This window comes from Priestia sp. D51 (assembly GCF_053345675.1).
Window position 1 is genome coordinate 253653 of record NZ_JBLTIR010000005.1, and the last position, 17924, is coordinate 271576.

Here is a 17924-nt window from a genome sequence, read left to right on the forward strand (position 1 = left end):
CCTATAGTTGACTGCTAATGACAATGCGCTGAATTTCGCTTGTACCTTCGTAGATTTCGCACACTTTGGCGTCACGAAAATACCTCTCTACTGGATAATCTTTCATATAACCATAGCCTCCCAAAACTTGAATCGCATCGATTGCTACATTCATAGCCGTCTGGGAAGCAAACAATTTCGCCATTGAGGCTTCTTTTTTGCAAGGAAGTTTTTGATCATATAAAAAAGCGGCTCTGTACATTAAAAGCTTCGCTGATTCAACAGCCGTTTCCATATCAGCCAGCTTAAAGGCAATTCCCTGCTGAGATAAAATCGGCTTTCCAAATTGATATCGTTCATTTGCATAGTTTTTGGCTGCTGTTAACGCACCTTCAGCAATTCCTACCGCCTGAGCAGCAATACCAATTCTTCCAGCATTTAAATTAGCCATAGCAATTCGAAATCCTTCACCTTCTTCTCCGAGACGATTTTCTACAGGCACCTGCATATTTTCAAAGTGCAGTTGAACCGTTCGAGAACCGTGAAGACCCATCTTATGTTCATCTTTTCCTACTGAAAATCCCTCCATCGTCTTTTCAACGATAAAGGCGCTCATCCCTCTCGACCCGCGTTCGGGATTCGTTTTAGCAAATACAATATATGTATCCGCTTCTCCCCCGTTTGTAATGAAAAGCTTTGACCCATTTAAAAGATAGTGGTCTCCTTTTCGTTCTGCTTTTGTTTTTAGGCTTGCGGCATCAGACCCTGCACTAGGTTCTGTTAGGCAAAAAGCACCTAAATATTCACCTGTCGCAAGTTTTTTTACATACTTTTGTTTTTGATCTTCCGTCCCAAATACGACAATAGGATTCGTACCTACAGAAGTATGAACAGACAAAATGACGCCGAGGGCTGGACTTACTTTTGATATTTCGTGGATGGCAATCATGTATGACACAAAGTCCAGTCCACCTCCTCCGTATGTTTGAGGAACGGGAATGCCCATCAGGCCAAGATCAGCCATCTGCTTTAATAAACCTCGAGGAAATTCACCCTTTTCCATGTTTGGCACAGCCGCAGCGACTTCTTTTTCACTAAAATCAGCTACCATCTTTTTAATCATGTGTTGTTCAGACGTAAAAAAGATCATTTTGCCACTCCTTTATGTTTCGTACGTAAAAAATCCTTTTCCTGTTTTTCGACCAAGCCATCCTGCCTTTACATATTTCCTAAGCAATGGACAAGGACGATATTTGTCATCACCAAACCCTTTATGGAGCGTTTCCATAATAAACAAACATGTATCGAGGCCGATGAAATCTGCTAATGTCAAAGGTCCCATTGGATGGTTCATTCCTAGTTTCATCACTTGATCAATATCCTCTTCGTTTGCTACACCTTCATAGAGCGTAAACACAGCTTCGTTAATCATTGGCATTAAAATTCGATTTGAAACAAACCCTGGAAAATCATGAACTTCCACCGGGGTTTTATTTAATTTTTTTGTTGTTTCATAGACTGCTTGATACACTTCATCAGCAGTAGCCAGCCCTCTAATAATTTCAACGAGCTTCATCACGGGAACAGGATTCATAAAGTGCATGCCAATTACTTTTTCAGGTCGAGTGGTCACAGCTGCAATTTCAGTAATAGGAAGCGAAGACGTGTTGGTTGCTAAAATAGTATGACTCGGGGCTAACGAATCCAACTCCGCAAAAATGGCTTGCTTGACTTCCATCTTTTCCACAACCGCTTCGACGATTAAATCTGCTTTTTGTGCTGCTGTTATTTCATTTGCCAAGTGAAGGCGCTCCATAATCCCTTCATATTCCTTAGCTGAGAGAGAACCTTTTTCCACCTGTATTTTCAGACGTTTATCAATACCTTCTATTCCTTTTTGTGTATTTTTTTGATCAACGTCATACAAAGAAACTTGATATCCGCTCGCAGCAAATACTTGCGCAATGCCTGCTCCCATCTGACCTGCTCCAATAACCATAACTGTTTCAATATTCAAGTTGATTTCCCCCTTTTACACTTCTACCATGATGGCATCACCTTGGCCGCCGCCGCTGCAAATAGAAGCAATGCCTAGTCCGCCGCCTCGTCGTCTTAATTCATGAATGAGCGTTACAACAATACGGGCGCCGCTTGCTCCAATCGGATGTCCAAGTGCCACTGCCCCGCCGTTCACATTTACTCTTTCAGCCGGAAGCCCTGCAATCTCCATACTCATTAATGCTACTGCTGAAAAAGCTTCATTGATTTCAAACAGCGCAATATCGTCTACTGTCTTCTTTGTTTTTTGCAGTAGCTTGTTAATAGCAAACCCAGGCGTTTTCGGAAATTCCCTTGGCTCCATCGCAAGAGAAGTATGGTTTATAATCGTAGCCAACGGCTCATAGCCATTTGCTTTCGCCACATCTTCATCCATTAGCATGAGCGCAGCTGCTCCGTCATTCACGCTAGGTGCATTTCCTGCTGTAATGGTTCCACTGTGGCCAAATACAGGCCGAAGAGACGAGAGTTTTTCTAACGACGTATCTTTTCTTGGTCCTTCATCTTTTTGAACCGTTATCGTTCCTTTTTTAGACGGAATATCAACTGAAATTCTTTCTGCATCCCATCTCCCTTTTTCTTCTGACTCTACCGCTAATTGATGACTGCGAAGCGCCCATTCATCCTGCTTTTCTCGGGAAATATTCATTTCAGAAGCTATTTGATTTCCATACGTACCCATTTGCACCCCTGTAAAGCTGCATGTTAAACCGTCATGAACCATCAAATCCGTCACCACGCTATCTCCCATCCGGAATCCCCATCTTGCTTTTGGAAGAAGATACGGCGCGTTACTCATCGATTCCATTCCACCTGCAATGATTGTTTTTGCTTCTCCTAATCGAATCAGCTGATCAGCAGTTGTAATACTGCGCATACCCGATGCACAAACTTTATTAATGGTTTCCGTCTCTACTTGCCACGGTAAACCTGCATAATGCATGGCTTGCCTAGAAGGTAGCTGTCCTTGGCCCCCTTGCAGCACGCACCCCATAATAACGGAATCAATTTCTGTACGTCCCTTTGATGCTGCTTGAATCGCTCTCCCCCCTAGTTCTGCCGCTTTTAGTCCGCTTACGCTGCCACCTAATTTTCCAAAAGGTGTTCGAACTGCACTCACAATAACTGTTTTCCCCACTATTGTTTCCTCCCCTTTTTCCTACTCTTTGTCCTTGCCGATTGAACGCTTGCTCAATTTCCTTTCTTTAAAAAGTAGAGATGAATACCATCTCTACTTCTCCTTTATGAAACCTGTTCTTGCACGTCACCATAAATTGACTTTTCAAGCAGTTCTGCTACGTCATACGTATGAACCTTTTCTTCTACTTCTTTTGCTTTTGTTCCGTCACTTAGCATCGTTAAGCAGTACGGACAACCTGAACTGATAATGCTTGGATTAACGGCTAAGGCTTGTTCCGTGCGCGCTACGTTAATGCGCTGGCCGGTCGTTTCTTCCGTCCACATTAACCCTCCTCCTGCTCCACAGCACATACCATTTTCACGGTTGCGATCCATTTCAATCAAACTAACACCTGGAATCGCTTTCAAAATTTCTCTTGGTGGACTGTATACTTCGTTATATCTTCCTAAATAACAGGAATCATGGAAGGTAATTTTTTCATTAACCGCATGTTTTGGTGTCAGCTTACCTTCTTTCATCAACATAGCTAATAATTCTGTGTGATGATACACTTCTCCTTCAAAACCGAAATCTGGATATTCATTTTTGAAGATATTGTAAGCATGTGGATCAATCGTAACAATTTTTTTGATTTCATTTTTTTCAAATTCAGCGATATTTTTAGAAGCTAACTCTTGGAATAAAAATTCATTGCCCAACCTGCGGGGCGTATCACCAGAATTTTTTTCTTTATTTCCTAAAATCGCAAATGAAACACCAGCTTCATTGAGAAGCTTAGCAAACGATAGAGCGATTTTTTGACTGCGGTTATCATAAGATCCCATCGAACCTACCCAGAACAAATACTCAAACGTTTCACCCGCTTTACTTACTTCTTTAACAGTCGGAATGTGAACATCTTCTCTTACATGTCGCCATTCTTCACGCTCTTTTCGGTTTAATCCCCAAGGGTTTCCTTGACGCTCAATATTCGTCATGGCACGCTGAGCATCCGCGTCCATCTTTCCTTCGGTTAATACTAAAAAACGTCGTAAATCTATGATCTTATCTACATGCTCGTTCATTACGGGACATTGATCTTCACAGTTTCGGCACGTTGTACATGCCCAAATTTCTTCTTCCGTAATGACATCTCCAATTAGGGCGGGATTATATTCCGCTGTTGCTGCGGCTTCTGCTCCGCCTTGGCTGGCCGCCATCATCGCCAGCTGATTTCCTTTTGTTTTAGAGAATGCATACGTAGGAACCCAAGGAGCCTTAGATGTCACAACCGCTCCTTTTTCTGTTAAGTGATCGCGCATCTTCAAAATTAAATCCATTGGAGACAAAATTTTCCCCGTACCCGTTGCCGGACACATATTCGTACATCGACCGCATTCTACACAGGCATATAAATCAATGAGCTGATGCTGCGTGAATTCTTCAATCTTACCAACCCCAAACGTCTCCTGCGTCTCATCTTCAAAATCAATCTTTTCAAGCTTACCTGGCTTAGAAACACGGTTAAAAAATACGTTAGCCGGTCCAGCCAGTAAATGAGCATGTTTTGATTGAGGAACATATACTAAAAACGTCAATAATACGGCTAAGTGAATCCACCATGAAACATAAAAAATGGAGATAGCGGCAGTATCATTGATTCCCTTAAACAAGATGGCAATAGATGACGCAATCGGTTCTGTCCATGCTGGTTCATGATTATGCCAGATGATTGACATGCCGTTTCCAACAAGCACTGACAGCATAAGTGCTCCAATAAAAATCAGTACTAAACCAGATTTAAATCCTCTTTTTAAACGCACAAGCTTTTCTACATAGCGACGGTGAAAAGCCCAGACAACTGCTACTAAAATCAAAAACGTCACAATTTCTTGGAAAAATGTAAAGCCGGGATATAAAGGTCCAAGCGGCAAATGTTTACCTGGAAGCAAACCTTTTATAATGAAGTCTAACGCGCCGAACTGAACTAAAATAAACCCATAAAAAAACATGACGTGCATAATTCCACTTTTTTTATCTTTTAACAGTTTCTTTTGTCCAAACACATTCACCCAAATTTTTTGCAGCCTTTCTTTTAACCGCTGATCAAATTCAACTTTTTTTCCTAATTGAATGTACTCAATGCGTGTGCGAATTAAATATACAAACAAAGAGATAGCGTAAGCGGTTACAATAATAAAAAAGAGAAAATTCACCCACAGCAACCCTGTCATCTCGTCCCCTCCTTGAATAATTTGTTACCTTTCTTTCCTCCTGACGACTAAATTTTCTGATAATATATCTGTTTTCATTGTATATAATGAATGAGCATTCAGTCAATATCTTTTCGTTCTTTTGTTCATATTCTATTTAAACAAGGTGACACTAAGAACAACATAAAATGTATTTACATCGGGAAAAGAGGTGACATGATGAGCGGCATGATTGTGATTTTACTTTTTATTATTTTTATTGCTTGGCTTGCAATTGACCTTGGTGTTGGAAAGAAAGTATTTTCCCAGGCTGAAAATACTTTTCCAAAACGCCGTGCTTCTCTCTTTTTGTTCGCAGACGGGAATGTCTTGTATAAAGATTTATTTCACGAAATAGAAAATGCCTCTTCATTTATCCATTTATCGTTTTACATTGTACAAAATGATGAAATTAGCCAAGAATTTTTAGATTTACTAGTCCAAAAAGCACAGCAAAATGTTGAAGTCAGATTATTGGTAGACCGTGTAGGAAGCTATAAAATCAAGAAAAACAAAATTGCATTCTTAAAGAAACAAGGTGTTCATTTTGCTTACAGTCGAACGCTACGGTGGCCTTATTTGTTTTATACACTCAACGCACGCAATCACCGTAAAATGGCCGTTATTGATGGGAAAGTTGGCTACATTGGCGGTTTTAATATTGGAAGAGAATATTTAGGACTCGACGCCAAGCTTGGGGTGTGGAAAGATTACCACCTGCGTATGGAAGGGGAAGGTATACAAGACCTTCAAATGCAACTATTGAGCGACTGGTATGCTGCTACCGGCTTAGACCTGCGTAAAGTGGAAAGATACTTTCCACCAACATCTGAAGGAGACTATGTTATTCAGCTAAAGTCGACTGAAGGTTTTTCACTTGAAGAAAGCTTTTTATCGATTATCAACCAAGCCAATAGGGAATTGTACATAGGTACTCCTTATTTTATTCCAAGTGAACCTTTGATGAATGCTTTACTCCAAGCTCGTGCACGGGGAGTAAAAGTTCATATTTTAATTCCAATGCGTGCAGATCAACCGCTTGTTCATCATGCTGCGTTTGCTTATCTTCCCACATTACTTCAAGCAGGTTGTATGATTTATCAATATTATTACGGTTTTTACCATGCCAAAGTATTAATTGCAGACAATGTTATCTGCGATGTAGGAACGGCTAATTTTGATAAAAGAAGCTTGTTCTTAAATGCTGAAATCAACTGTTTAATCTATGATGCAACGTATATTGAAGAAGTAAAGAACAGCTTTAAAGCTTGTATGGGGGAATGCCCAATTTTGTCTTTAGAAGATGTCAAAAACCGAAAATGGAGTGAAAAACTAAAGCAAGGATTTGCAACCTTTATTTCTCCATTACTTTAATGAACGAAAAGAGGAAGATTTATCATGAAAATTAGATTTGGCTATGTATCACATGCCCTGTCGCTTTGGGACTGCTCACCTGCTAAAACCCTCACGTTTACTAGATGGGGAAAAATGAAAAAAGATGAGAGGCTGGATAAGCTTCATCACGTCACAAAACAAAATTTGAATCATACTAAGCGCGCTTTGCATTTTAATATTGCCCACGAAATTATGCTGTATCGATTGTCATCTTCTCTTGTCCCTTTAGCTACTCATCCTGAAGTAGCTTGGAATTACATTGATGCGTTCCAAGAAGACTGGTCAGAGATAGGAGAATTGATTCGGAATCATCAGCTGCGCGTGAGTTTTCACCCCAATCAGTTCACATTATTTACAAGCGACAAAAAACACATTACAGAAAATGCGGTAAAAGATATGGATTATCACTATAGAATGCTTGAAGCGATGGGAGTAGCTGATCAAGCTCTTATTAATATTCATGTAGGAGGAGCTTATGGCAATAAAGAAAAAGCGATTGGTCGATTTCATGAAAACATTCAAACGCTGCCGCCTGCCATTAAAAAGCGCATGACTCTTGAAAACGATGATAAAACATACACAACTGAAGAAACATTAGCCGTATGCGAAAAAGAGAAAGTCCCTCTCCTCTTTGATTATCACCACCATAAAGCAAATGAAGGAGAAGAACCTCTTGACCTATTGCTCCCTCGTATCTTTGACACGTGGAAACATATCGGATTAAAACCAAAAGTACATATCTCTTCTCCTAAATCTGAAAAAGAATTTAGAAGTCACTCTGATTATGTCTCAACTGATTTCATCGCACCTTTTTTGCAAATAGCTAAAGATATGGGACAAGATTTTGACGTAATGATTGAAGCAAAGTTAAAAGATAAAGCGCTGCTAAAATTAGTGGAAGATTTAGCATCAATGAGAGGAGTAAAGCGTACGGGAGGCGCCACGCTTGTTTTTTAAATAAAAAAAGAGCCAAGAGGCTCTTTTTTTATTTACATTTTTTCAGGTGCTGAAACACCAATTAGTTTTAAGGAGTTTTGAAGCGTTACTTGAACAGCTTTCACTAGTTCAATACGCGCTTTACTTGTTTCTATATTATCGCTGTCTAATACTTTTTCTGCATTATAGAAGCTATGGAACGTAGAAGCAAGATCAAATACATAGTTCGTAATGCGGTGCGGAATACGTTTTGTTGCTGCTTCCGCTACGGCCTGAGGGAACTCTCCGATTTTCTTCAGCAGTTCCATTTCTTTTTCTGCACTAATTAATGAAAGGTCGGCGCCAGATGTTGATTGAATCCCCATCTCTTCACCTTGACGAAGAATACTGCAAATACGGGCATGAGCATATTGCGCGTAGTATACAGGATTTTCATTAGATTGAGAAACAGCTAAATCTAAATCAAAGTCTAAATGTGTATCCGCACTTCTCATCGCAAAGAAGTAGCGAGTTGCATCAAGGCCTACCTCTTCTACTAGGTCACGCATTGTTACTGCTTTACCTGTACGTTTGCTCATCTTCATTTTTTCGCCATTTTGATACAGTTGAACCATTTGAATAATTTCTACTTCCAGCGTATCTTTTTCATAACCAAGCGCTTGAATCGCCGCTTTCATACGAGGAATATATCCATGGTGGTCGGCTCCCCAAATATTAATTAGCTTATCAAATCCGCGTTGAATTTTGTCTTGGTGATACGCAATATCTGGCGTTAAGTACGTAAATGAACCGTCATTTTTAATTAACACACGGTCTTTATCATCACCAAATGTTGTAGAGCGGAACCACGTAGCACCTTCTTCTTCATATACGTGGCCTTGTTTTTTTAACGTTTCAAGTGCAACTGAAATTTTATCATTTTTATAAAGAGACGTTTCAGAATACCATACGTCAAATTTCACACGGAACTGTTCAAGATCACGCTTTAATTTAGCTAACTCATAATCTAATCCGTATTGACGGAAGAATTCAAAACGCTCTTCTTCAGAGGCGTTTACATACTTGTCTCCGTGCTCTTTTGCTAACTCTTTTCCGATGTTTATAATATCAGCACCATGATAGCCGTCTGCAGGCATTTCTTTCTCTAAACCAAGAGCCTGCATGTAGCGTGCTTCTACTGAATAAGCCAGGTTATTAATTTGGTTACCAGCATCATTGATATAGTATTCACGTGACACATCGTAACCTGCTTTTTCAAGAACATTACATAATGAGTCTCCAACTGCAGCACCGCGGGCATGTCCTAAATGTAAATCTCCTGTCGGATTAGCTGAAACAAACTCAACCTGTACTTTTTGTCCGTTCCCTACGTTTGTCTCACCGTATGCTTCACCAGCTTTTATAATCGTTGGAATAAGCTCTGTTAAATAAGAGTTATTCATATAAAAGTTGATGAATCCAGGGCCTGCAATGTCAATTTTTTCGATAGATGCTTTTGATTTATCGAAGTTTGCTACAAGCTCTTCAGCGATAACACGCGGTGCTTTTTTGGCAATACGAGCTAGCTGCATAGCCATATTGGTAGAATAATCACCATGTGTTTTATCTTTTGGGGTTTCTAATAGAACTTCTGGAAGTTCTGCTTTTTCAGCAAGTCCTGCTTTGACCACAGCATCTTGAATTTCAGCTTTTAATTTTTGCTGCACTTGTTCGACGATGTTCATTTTTTCTCCTCCTTGAATGTAATGGTTAACGCATATTTCCCGGTAGGCTGACCCTGTACTTCTAGATCATACGTTAAAAATAACCGACCCTTTTGAGTCATTTGTTTATATTCAATGTTATGAGCGAATGTTAGTAAATCCATACGTCCATAAGGGCTTATATAAGTTCCTTCGATCTGTACCTTTTTACGAAACGATTGCTTCATTTGAACAGCACCAGTTCGGTTAATTGATACTTCGTCTTCGCTAATTTTTACCATTGTTCTAATATCTCCGATTTCCTCTTGGCGCTCTGTGTATGTAAGATAAATTTTCGATCCTTTTTCATAATACATACCTTTTGCATTTACCGATGTTGTCTCTTTTCGGTGACCATCACGGATATCCGTCACAATTTTAACTTCAATGGGTTTTTTGACTTCTGAAGCGTTACTCACAAAAGACACTTCCTTATTAAAATGAATACGTTATAACTTAAATAGTATAAACATTCTAAAGAAAGAATTCAATAATACTTCAAAGGAAATATGATAGATAAGCCGAGAATTCCTTTTTTCACTGTGTTTGACGTACTCACATATTTCAAACAAAAAAGGCGGCCGTAGGCGGCCGCCTTTTTACTTTATTTATTTCTTTTGAACCCAGCCTAAGATCATTTCGCGAATAAGCTTGCTTGCTGTATTAGCTGTTTGTTCAGACGGATCATAAATTGGAGCTACTTCGACTAAATCTCCTCCGACAATACGAATATCTGATTTAGCAATTGCGTGAATAGAAGCTAAAAGCTCTTTTGATGTGATACCGCCTGCATCTACTGTTCCTGTACCAGGAGCGTGCGCTGGATCTAATACATCGATATCAATTGTTACATAAACAGGACGACCTGCAAGTGTTGGTAGAATCTCTTTTAACGGCTCTAGAACTTCAAATTTTGAAATATGCATACCGTTTTCTTTTGCCCATTGAAATTCTTCTTTCATTCCTGAACGAATACCAAATGAATAAACATTCTCCGGTCCGATTAGTTCAGCAACTTTACGAATTGGAGTGGAATGAGAAAGTGGTTCTCCTTCATACTCTTCACGAAGGTCTGTGTGAGCATCCATATGGATAATGGCTAAATCCGGGTATTTTTTATACATAGCTTTCATAACAGGCCAAGAAACCAAATGCTCTCCGCCCATGCCTAATGGGAACTTGTCCGCTGCTAAAAGCTGGTCGATATACTCTTCAATTATGTTCAAGCTGCGCTGAGGATTCCCAAATGGAAGTGGAATATCTCCTGCATCAAAATATTTCACTTCTTCTAGCTCCCGATCTAAATACGGGCTGTATTCTTCTAATCCAATTGATACTTCACGAATACGAGTTGGGCCAAATCGTGAACCTGGACGATAGCTAACTGTCCAGTCCATTGGCATTCCGTAAAGAACCGCTTCACTTTCTTCAAAAACAGGGTGACTGCCAATAAATACATTACCTGAATAAGCTTCATCAAAACGCATATTTTGTTCCTCCTTCATTACTCATAGAAAAGATGCCAGCCTTAAACCTCTGGCATCTCACTTGTATGTGATAACTTATTTAATAAGATCTTGCACAAATTTAGGTAAGGCAAATGCCGCTTTGTGCAATTCTTTTGTGTAATATTTTGTATCAATATCAAAGAAACGATCTTCGCTTACTTCCAATGGATCATGTTTCTTTGAGCCCATTGTAAATGTCCATAAACCGCTTGGGTATGTTGGAATATTTGCTACGTATAGACGTGTAATCGGGAAGATTTCTCTTACATCACGCTGAACATTTGAGATAAGCTCTGGTGTGAACCAAGGGTTGTCCGATTGAGCAACAAAGATACCATCTTCTTTAAGTGCTTTTGAGATACCTGCATAGAATCCTTTTGTAAATAAATTCACAGCTGGACCTACTGGCTCTGTTGAATCCACTAAAATGACATCATATTCGTTCTCGCTTTTAGCGATGTGCATAAATCCGTCATCTACTTGTACATCAACACGAGGATCTTCTAGTTTACCCGCAATTGAAGGTAAGAATTTTTTTGAGTACTCAATAACTTTTCCATCGATATCAACTAACGTCGCTTTTTTTACGCTTGGGTGTTTTAAGATTTCACGGATTACGCCTCCGTCTCCTCCACCTACAACTAGTACGTTTTCTGGATTTGGATGCGTAAATAACGGTACATGTGCAACCATTTCATGATAAACGAACTCATCTTTTTCTGTTGTCATAACCATACCGTCAAGTAGGAGCATGTTACCAAACTCTTCTGTTTCAACCATGTCTAATTTTTGAAACTCCGTTTGCTCTGTATGTAAAGTGCGATTAATTTTAGCTGTAATACCAAAGTTCTTTGTTTGCTTTTCTGTGAACCATAATTCCATTTCAAAATCTTCCCTTCTATTTTGAGAATTAACCTATGCATAGATTACCCTAACATAATTTATACAAACATGAAAAAAGTATAGATGAATTCAGCAAAAAAGCAAGTAAAATTTTTAGCAATGGAGGTTTAAAACCTCCTTTTCTATTTCATACTGATGATAGATACAAGCTTTAGAATCTACTTGCACCGCTCTTTTAATAGAATTTTGTTTTGTTGAAAGCAACATGTATGGTGCATAGTGACACATATTGGTGGTGAATAGAAATGGAAACGGTATTAACCGAACATTTAAAAAAGGCAAGACGCATCTTCCGAATTCTTCTCGTCCTTGGTATATTAGCGGGGGCTTTATTGTTGTTTGCCTACATAAGCATCTTTCTCTACGCCAAAATCGCTGGCCCCCCTCCGCTAAACGTTTCTCAAACAGCTGTTTTCTACTCAGCAAACGGTAAAGTTCTTGATGAAGTTCACAATGGACAAAAGCGCTACTGGGTTTCACTTAATCAAATTTCACCTTACGTAAAAGATGCGACTTTAGCCGTTGAAGATAAGCGCTTCTATGAGCATCACGGCTTTGATATGCATCGAATCGCCGGAGCAATTGTAGCTGATATAAAAGCTATGGGAAAAGTACAAGGTGCGAGTACTATTACTCAGCAGTATGCACGAAACTTGTTTTTAGAGCACGACAAAACGTGGACTCGAAAGCTTCAAGAAGCTCTGTATACGATTCGGTTAGAAATGAATTATAGCAAAGACCAAATTCTAGAAGGCTACATGAATACGATTTACTACGGCCATGGAGCTTATGGAATTGAAGCGGCAGCTAGGCTGTACTTTGATAAGCACGCCAAAAATTTGACGTTAAGTGAAGCGAGTATGTTAGCCGGTATTCCAAAAGGCCCTAGCTACTACTCTCCTCTTATTCATCAGGAAAATGCAAAAAAACGACAAAATATCATTTTATCTCTCATGAAAGAGGATGGAATTATTACGTCGAAGCAAGCAACAAAAGCGCTGGTAACTCCCCTAGCATTTTCAAAGCCTGCTGAAAAAGATCCTAACAAAGAAGACGCTTCTTACTTTATGGATGCAGCGCTAGCAGAATTAAAGCAAGATTTAGGCATTGATGAAACCATGGTTTATACAAATGGACTTCGCGTTTATACAACGCTGGACGAAAAGATGCAGCGAACGGCAGAAGAAAAAATGAAAGATGTTATCAGCAGCTCTTCAGACGTACAAAGTGCATTTGTTGCGATGAATCCTCAAAATGGACAAGTGAAAGCTCTTATTGGTGGAAGAGATTATGAAAAGAGCCCGTTTAACCGCGCTACTCAAGCAGTAAGACAGCCTGGCTCAACGATGAAGCCATTTTTATACTATGCGGCATTAAAAGATGGTTTTACTGAATCCACTCCAATGAAAAGTGAAGAAACGACGTTCAAATTAGAAGATGGTGTTTCGACATACACGCCTAGTAACTATCACAATTATTATGCAGATGCGCCTATTACAATGGCTCAAGCCATCGCACTTTCAGACAATATTTATGCGGTCAAAACGCATTTGTTCATTGGGGAAAATCGCTTGATCGAAACCGCTAAAACACTTGGTATATCATCACCTTTAAAGAAAGTTCCATCTTTAGCTCTTGGAACTTCACCTGTCAAAGTCATTGATATGGTTAATGCGTACGGCATCTTTGCTAATGGCGGAAAAGAAATTCGTCCAACATTTATTAAACGAATTGAAACCCATGACGGAGAAGTTGTTTATCAAGCTCCTTCTGAACGGAAACAAGTCATTGATAAACGCTATGCTTTTCTTACTACCCATTTAATGACAGGCATGTTTAATCAAAAGCTAAATGGCTATACAACCGTCACAGGAAAGCCTATTTCTAAATATGTATCTCGTCCTTACGCGGGAAAATCCGGCACAACCTCTACGGATAGCTGGATGATTGGCTACTCTCCTCAGCTCGTTTCAGGCGTTTGGGTTGGATATGATCAAGGAAGGACAATGGATGATGTAGCTGAAAAAGGATACGCAAAAAAAATGTGGGCGCTATTTATGGAAGATGCTTTAAAAGGGAAGAAAAAAGAAAAGTTTAAAGCACCAAACGGATTAATGAGCGTCAACATTAATCCTCAAAATGGAAAGTTAGCATCCAAATCATGTCCTGTTCAATATAAAGCTTATTATTTAACTGGAACACAGCCTAAAACATATTGTACTGATCACATCGATCATGCAGTAAAAACGAAGAAAAAAGAGCGTGAAACAGAAGGTAAAAAATTTCACTGGTTCCCAAAATGGTTTGATTAAAAAAAGCTTAAGGCCTTGGCCTTAAGCTTTTTTTAGCATTACGATGTTTGAAGCGCTTCTTTTAAGTCATCATTAGATAACGTCCAGATTTCTTCATTATGAGACTTCAAAAACTCACGAAGCAAAGCCTTAGACTTGTTATCCATTTCTTCTACCATAATGCGTCGTTTTAAGGATTTATCCATTTTGTTTACATGTTCAGGAAGTGACTTATAGCCGCGGCGAATTTCACGATCAACGGTCATTTCACATGCTGTCATACCTGCGTAGTAAGGTCCTTCTTGCTTGCGATCAATCGTTACCCATACAAGCCAATATAACTTGCCGTTTGGCACCTCGTCTTTATTCGGTAAGAACTTAATTCCTTTTTCTACTACACTTCTGGCATGCATCGCACCAATATCGACAAATACTTCTTCATCGCTTGGGCAAACAAAAACCGGTGAAATGTTTTCTAAACTTAACGCTCCAACCCCGTAGCCGCCGTGGCCGTCGGTTGAATCGTCTTTTATGATATTAAATCCTATACTTTTCTTTTTTGGCTGAGTCATAGTAAGCCTCCTCTATTTAGTAAATCAGTGGTGCTAATATCTGCTGAAAGATATTCATCACAAACGTTGCTGCTCCGTTTAGAAGCGGCCAGATTACAATTCGATCCAGAGGTGTAATCACAAGAATCAAAAATACAAAAATACCCCAAGACTCATACTGCGTCATTTTGGCTCGCGTAGACGGCGGAACGAGATCTTCAATCACGCGGTAGCCGTCTAAAGGCGGAAAAGGCAACAAGTTAAATACACCTAGTGTTAGGTTTATTTGAATAAATAATGTAAAAAAACGATAAAGCGCATCGTTGTCCACTGCGGCATTGTTCATCAAATAGTAAATAAGCAAGCCGATAAATGCCAACAACAAGTTGCTAAACGGTCCCGCTATCGATACTAGAATACCAGCTAAACGAGGCTTTTTAAAGAAATAGCGATTAACAGGAACCGGCTTCGCCCACCCAAAACCTGCGATAATTAACAAAAGCGTTCCAAATGGATCTAAATGTGCCAGCGGAGAAAGCGTTAGCCTTCCTTGCTTTTTAGCCGTGTGGTCTCCAAATAAATAAGCTACATACGCATGTGCAAACTCATGCAGTGTGAATGCAACAATAAGGGTCATCACCACGTAAGGAAGGTCTTGCAATGAAAAAGCTAAAAAATGTTCCACTCTTTATCTCCTTTATTTTAAAATAATTTCTACACATCATATCTACTAAATAAACCGTTTGCTTACGAAGAAGGATACAAGACTTCTTGAATATGGCCTCAAAGGTCTCAAAAACCAGACATGGGCTCCCTATGGCCCCACCTGGTTTTTAGCATCGATGTTATGATAAAAAGTATACTACAGATTATGACCTGCATCACTACCTCATACTGTCATTTTATTCAGAAAACGGGTACACTAATCATATACTGACCAAAAAGGAGTGTACACATTATGCCAGTTGTAACTGTTAAGATGCTTGAGGGCCGTACAGATGATCAAAAAAGAGCTCTTGTTGAAAAAGTAACGGATGCTGTTGTAGAAACAACAGGTGCATCACCTGAAAAAGTATCGATTATCATCGAAGAAATGTCTAAAAACCATTACGCTGTAGCGGGCAAGCGCATGAGCGATCAATAACGCCTACATAAAAAAAAATGCCATAGGAGTTGACCTATGGCATCTTTTTAATGTACAGACAGAGTTGCCTGAAGTTTTTCAATATATTCGTATGCTTCTGCAATGTCTTCTTCTGTATAGTTTTGCTTACGCTTTAACGTAAACACTTTTTCTTTTACTTCTTCTTTAGGTAAGTTATCAAAATATAAAATCGTAGAGACGAGCTCCAAAAATTTAGAGCTTTGCTCGTTCATATCCTTCATACATTCCTGCAAGTGAGGAAGCTCTAAGTCATAGTGACTTAAAAATCCTTCTCCCGCTTCTGTTAATACGTAACGATACTGCATATACCCGCCTTTTTTCTCTTTAATTTCACTTAAAAAGCCCAAGTTACACAGCTCCTCAATTCGAAGCGTTAATTCCTCAGAATAAGGTCCAAAAAAGTGAAAATTATACTTTTCATAAAAAGGAAACTTCAGTTTTTTTCCGATAAATATCATCTTTTGTAACTTTTTTCTGCCAACAACTTCTCCCGCCGCGGAAAATACTTTCACAATCTTTGCGTGATCGTTTAACACAGCCCCTTCAACTCCTATACTATTTAACTCTGATCTCCTTTTAGTAAGTTTATAATCTGATCTTTAACTTTTCGCTTAGACGACAATTGATCAATGAGATCTTGTGGAAAATATAATTTATGATCGGTTCTCTTTTTCCCTGAAATTGCTTCAACAATCTCCGACTGACGTGATAATTCACGCACTTCATTATTTGGCATCAACAGATGAATCGGCAAACGTTCTTCCTCTTCACCCGGTCGATAAAAATCGTATGGTAGGTCGCTTGAAGAATCGACGACTAAATAATAATCTGGGTTAATGCCCGCTTTTTTAAAAAGTGTTGTAAGCTCCATCCACATTTTCATTTGTGAATTTGGATTAAACTCAATGTATTTAAAAAGCTGACGATTCATAAATCTTCGGCATAGATCAGATAAAATTTCATCCTCTTCTTCTTCCCATGCTTGAAAATAAAATAAAATAACAGATTCATCTAATTTCAAATACTCTTTTAGCGATATTTCTTCTTCAAAAATCGAATAAAAATGAGTGGGCTCCTGCTTGAACTCATAGTAATGATGATGGAGCTCTTTCGCGCGATGTAAAATTTTTGTCAAAATAACTTCAGCACTTCTCGTAACAGGATGAAAATACACTTGCCAGTACATTTGGTAGCGGCTCATAATATAATCTTCAACCGCATGCATACCGCTGTGTTTAATCACGGCTTGGTCTTCCCGAGGACGCATAACACGAAGAATTCGTTCCATATCAAAGTGACCGTAGCTTACTCCTGTGTAATACGCATCACGCTGCAAATAATCCATGCGATCTGCATCAATTTGACTGGAAATTAAACTAACGACAAGCTTATTTTCATATGTTTTCGCGATTACTTCGGCCACTTTTTTAGGAAAATCCTTTCCCACTTTCGTCAACACTTGATTTACCTCCGTGTCACCTACGATAATGGCTTGTGTAAATTCTTCATGATCTAAGTGGAAAACCTTCTCAAATGAATGTGAAAACGGACCGTGACCTAAATCGTGCAGTAAAGCAGCACAAAGACAAAGAAGACGCTCATCTTCATTCCATTCAGGGCGTCCTTGAAAACCGTCGTCAATAATACGGCGCACAATTTCATAAACACCTAAGGAATGACTAAAACGGCTGTGTTCAGCCCCATGAAACGTTAAGTATGTCGTTCCTAGCTGTCTAATACGACGCAGCCTTTGAAATTCGGCTGTCCCAATTAGCTCCCAAATAACACGATCTCTTACATGGATATAGCGGTGAACAGGATCTTTAAATACTTTTTCTTCACTGAGTTTTTCATTAGGATATGTCATTTACATACCTCTCTATCTTCACTTTGTTGTTGCTATAATTTTTCGACACTCACTTCCTATTTTCCTATTCAGAATAAAAAATCACCTTGTCAAGCAACCAAGGTGATTTACCTAACAAACAAGGCGATTCTGTTTGTAAGAAGCTCGTTCGACAAAT

Annotated in this window: 16 protein-coding genes; 4 read left to right on the forward strand and 12 right to left on the reverse strand. The window is 39.2% G+C overall.

Translation table 11 applies throughout. From position 1 onward, the window contains the following. Position 1: 1 nt before the first annotated feature. The 4 genes from ACNHOZ_RS21000 to ACNHOZ_RS21015 all read right to left on the reverse strand — a co-directional run bounded on the left by ACNHOZ_RS21000 (position 2) and on the right by ACNHOZ_RS21015 (position 5391). On the reverse strand, positions 2–1129 hold the full coding sequence (locus ACNHOZ_RS21000; RefSeq protein WP_028411970.1) for an acyl-CoA dehydrogenase: 1128 nt from the start codon (positions 1127–1129) through the stop codon (positions 2–4). 12 nt (positions 1130–1141) lie between these two features. Continuing rightward, on the reverse strand, positions 1142–1996 hold the full coding sequence (locus tag ACNHOZ_RS21005; RefSeq protein WP_243495275.1) for a 3-hydroxybutyryl-CoA dehydrogenase: 855 nt from the start codon (positions 1994–1996) through the stop codon (positions 1142–1144). 15 nt (positions 1997–2011) lie between these two features. Further along, on the reverse strand, positions 2012–3175 hold the full coding sequence (locus ACNHOZ_RS21010) for an acetyl-CoA C-acetyltransferase (protein WP_028411968.1): 1164 nt from the start codon (positions 3173–3175) through the stop codon (positions 2012–2014). A gap of 104 nt (positions 3176–3279) precedes the next feature. Continuing rightward, complete coding sequence (locus ACNHOZ_RS21015) at positions 3280–5391, reverse strand: (Fe-S)-binding protein (RefSeq protein ID WP_028411967.1); 2112 nt, start codon at positions 5389–5391, stop codon at positions 3280–3282. 198 nt (positions 5392–5589) lie between these two features. Between ACNHOZ_RS21015 and cls the strand changes: the two genes are divergently transcribed. Further along, positions 5590–6783: a cardiolipin synthase gene (gene cls / locus ACNHOZ_RS21020; RefSeq protein ID WP_051137078.1), complete on the forward strand. Its 1194-nt coding sequence runs from the start codon at positions 5590–5592 to the stop codon at positions 6781–6783. Positions 6784–6807: 24 nt separating this feature from the next. Further along, positions 6808–7761 (forward strand): UV DNA damage repair endonuclease UvsE, encoded by a 954-nt coding sequence (gene uvsE, locus ACNHOZ_RS21025; protein ID WP_034263994.1) that lies wholly within the window; start codon positions 6808–6810, stop codon positions 7759–7761. A 32-nt stretch (positions 7762–7793) separates the two neighbouring features. Here the strand turns inward: uvsE and argS are convergent, their stop codons facing one another. The 4 genes from argS to speE all read right to left on the reverse strand — a co-directional run bounded on the left by argS (position 7794) and on the right by speE (position 11872). Next, positions 7794–9464, reverse strand: a complete 1671-nt coding sequence (argS, locus tag ACNHOZ_RS21030; RefSeq protein WP_033580387.1) for an arginine--tRNA ligase — start codon at positions 9462–9464, stop codon at positions 7794–7796. Then, positions 9461–9901, reverse strand: a complete 441-nt coding sequence (locus ACNHOZ_RS21035; protein WP_014457736.1) for a DUF1934 domain-containing protein — start codon at positions 9899–9901, stop codon at positions 9461–9463. Before ACNHOZ_RS21035 ends, argS begins: the two co-directional genes overlap by 4 nt. Positions 9902–10090: 189 nt before the next feature. Next, a complete protein-coding gene (gene speB / locus ACNHOZ_RS21040) occupies positions 10091–10969 on the reverse strand; it encodes an agmatinase (RefSeq protein WP_047749572.1) in 879 nt (292 codons plus the stop codon). Positions 10970–11044: 75 nt separating this feature from the next. Next, positions 11045–11872 carry a spermidine synthase gene (gene speE / locus ACNHOZ_RS21045; protein ID WP_013059843.1) on the reverse strand — a complete coding sequence of 276 codons (828 nt, stop codon included), beginning with the start codon at positions 11870–11872 and terminating at the stop codon, positions 11045–11047. 266 nt (positions 11873–12138) lie between these two features. Here speE and ACNHOZ_RS21050 point away from each other — a divergent pair, with 266 nt between their 5' ends. After that, positions 12139–14205 carry a transglycosylase domain-containing protein gene (locus tag ACNHOZ_RS21050; protein ID WP_048021707.1) on the forward strand — a complete coding sequence of 689 codons (2067 nt, stop codon included), beginning with the start codon at positions 12139–12141 and terminating at the stop codon, positions 14203–14205. A 38-nt stretch (positions 14206–14243) separates the two neighbouring features. Here ACNHOZ_RS21050 and ACNHOZ_RS21055 read toward each other — a convergent pair whose 3' ends face one another. Next, positions 14244–14756, reverse strand: a complete 513-nt coding sequence (locus ACNHOZ_RS21055) for a YwhD family protein (protein WP_013085495.1) — start codon at positions 14754–14756, stop codon at positions 14244–14246. Positions 14757–14772: 16 nt separating this feature from the next. Beyond that, entirely contained in the window at positions 14773–15420 is a 648-nt protein-coding gene (locus tag ACNHOZ_RS21060; protein WP_028411960.1) for a site-2 protease family protein, read from the reverse strand. A gap of 273 nt (positions 15421–15693) precedes the next feature. Between ACNHOZ_RS21060 and ACNHOZ_RS21065 the strand changes: the two genes are divergently transcribed. Then, a complete protein-coding gene (locus ACNHOZ_RS21065) occupies positions 15694–15879 on the forward strand; it encodes a 2-hydroxymuconate tautomerase (RefSeq protein ID WP_013085497.1) in 186 nt (61 codons plus the stop codon). Positions 15880–15926: 47 nt separating this feature from the next. Here the strand turns inward: ACNHOZ_RS21065 and ACNHOZ_RS21070 are convergent, their stop codons facing one another. Then, positions 15927–16436, reverse strand: a complete 510-nt coding sequence (locus ACNHOZ_RS21070; protein ID WP_013085498.1) for a YwgA family protein — start codon at positions 16434–16436, stop codon at positions 15927–15929. 23 nt (positions 16437–16459) lie between these two features. Then, the gene (locus tag ACNHOZ_RS21075) at positions 16460–17767 is read right to left on the reverse strand and encodes an HD domain-containing protein (RefSeq protein ID WP_013059849.1); all 1308 of its coding nucleotides are present in this window, start codon (positions 17765–17767) and stop codon (positions 16460–16462) included. Positions 17768–17924 lie beyond the last annotated feature (157 nt).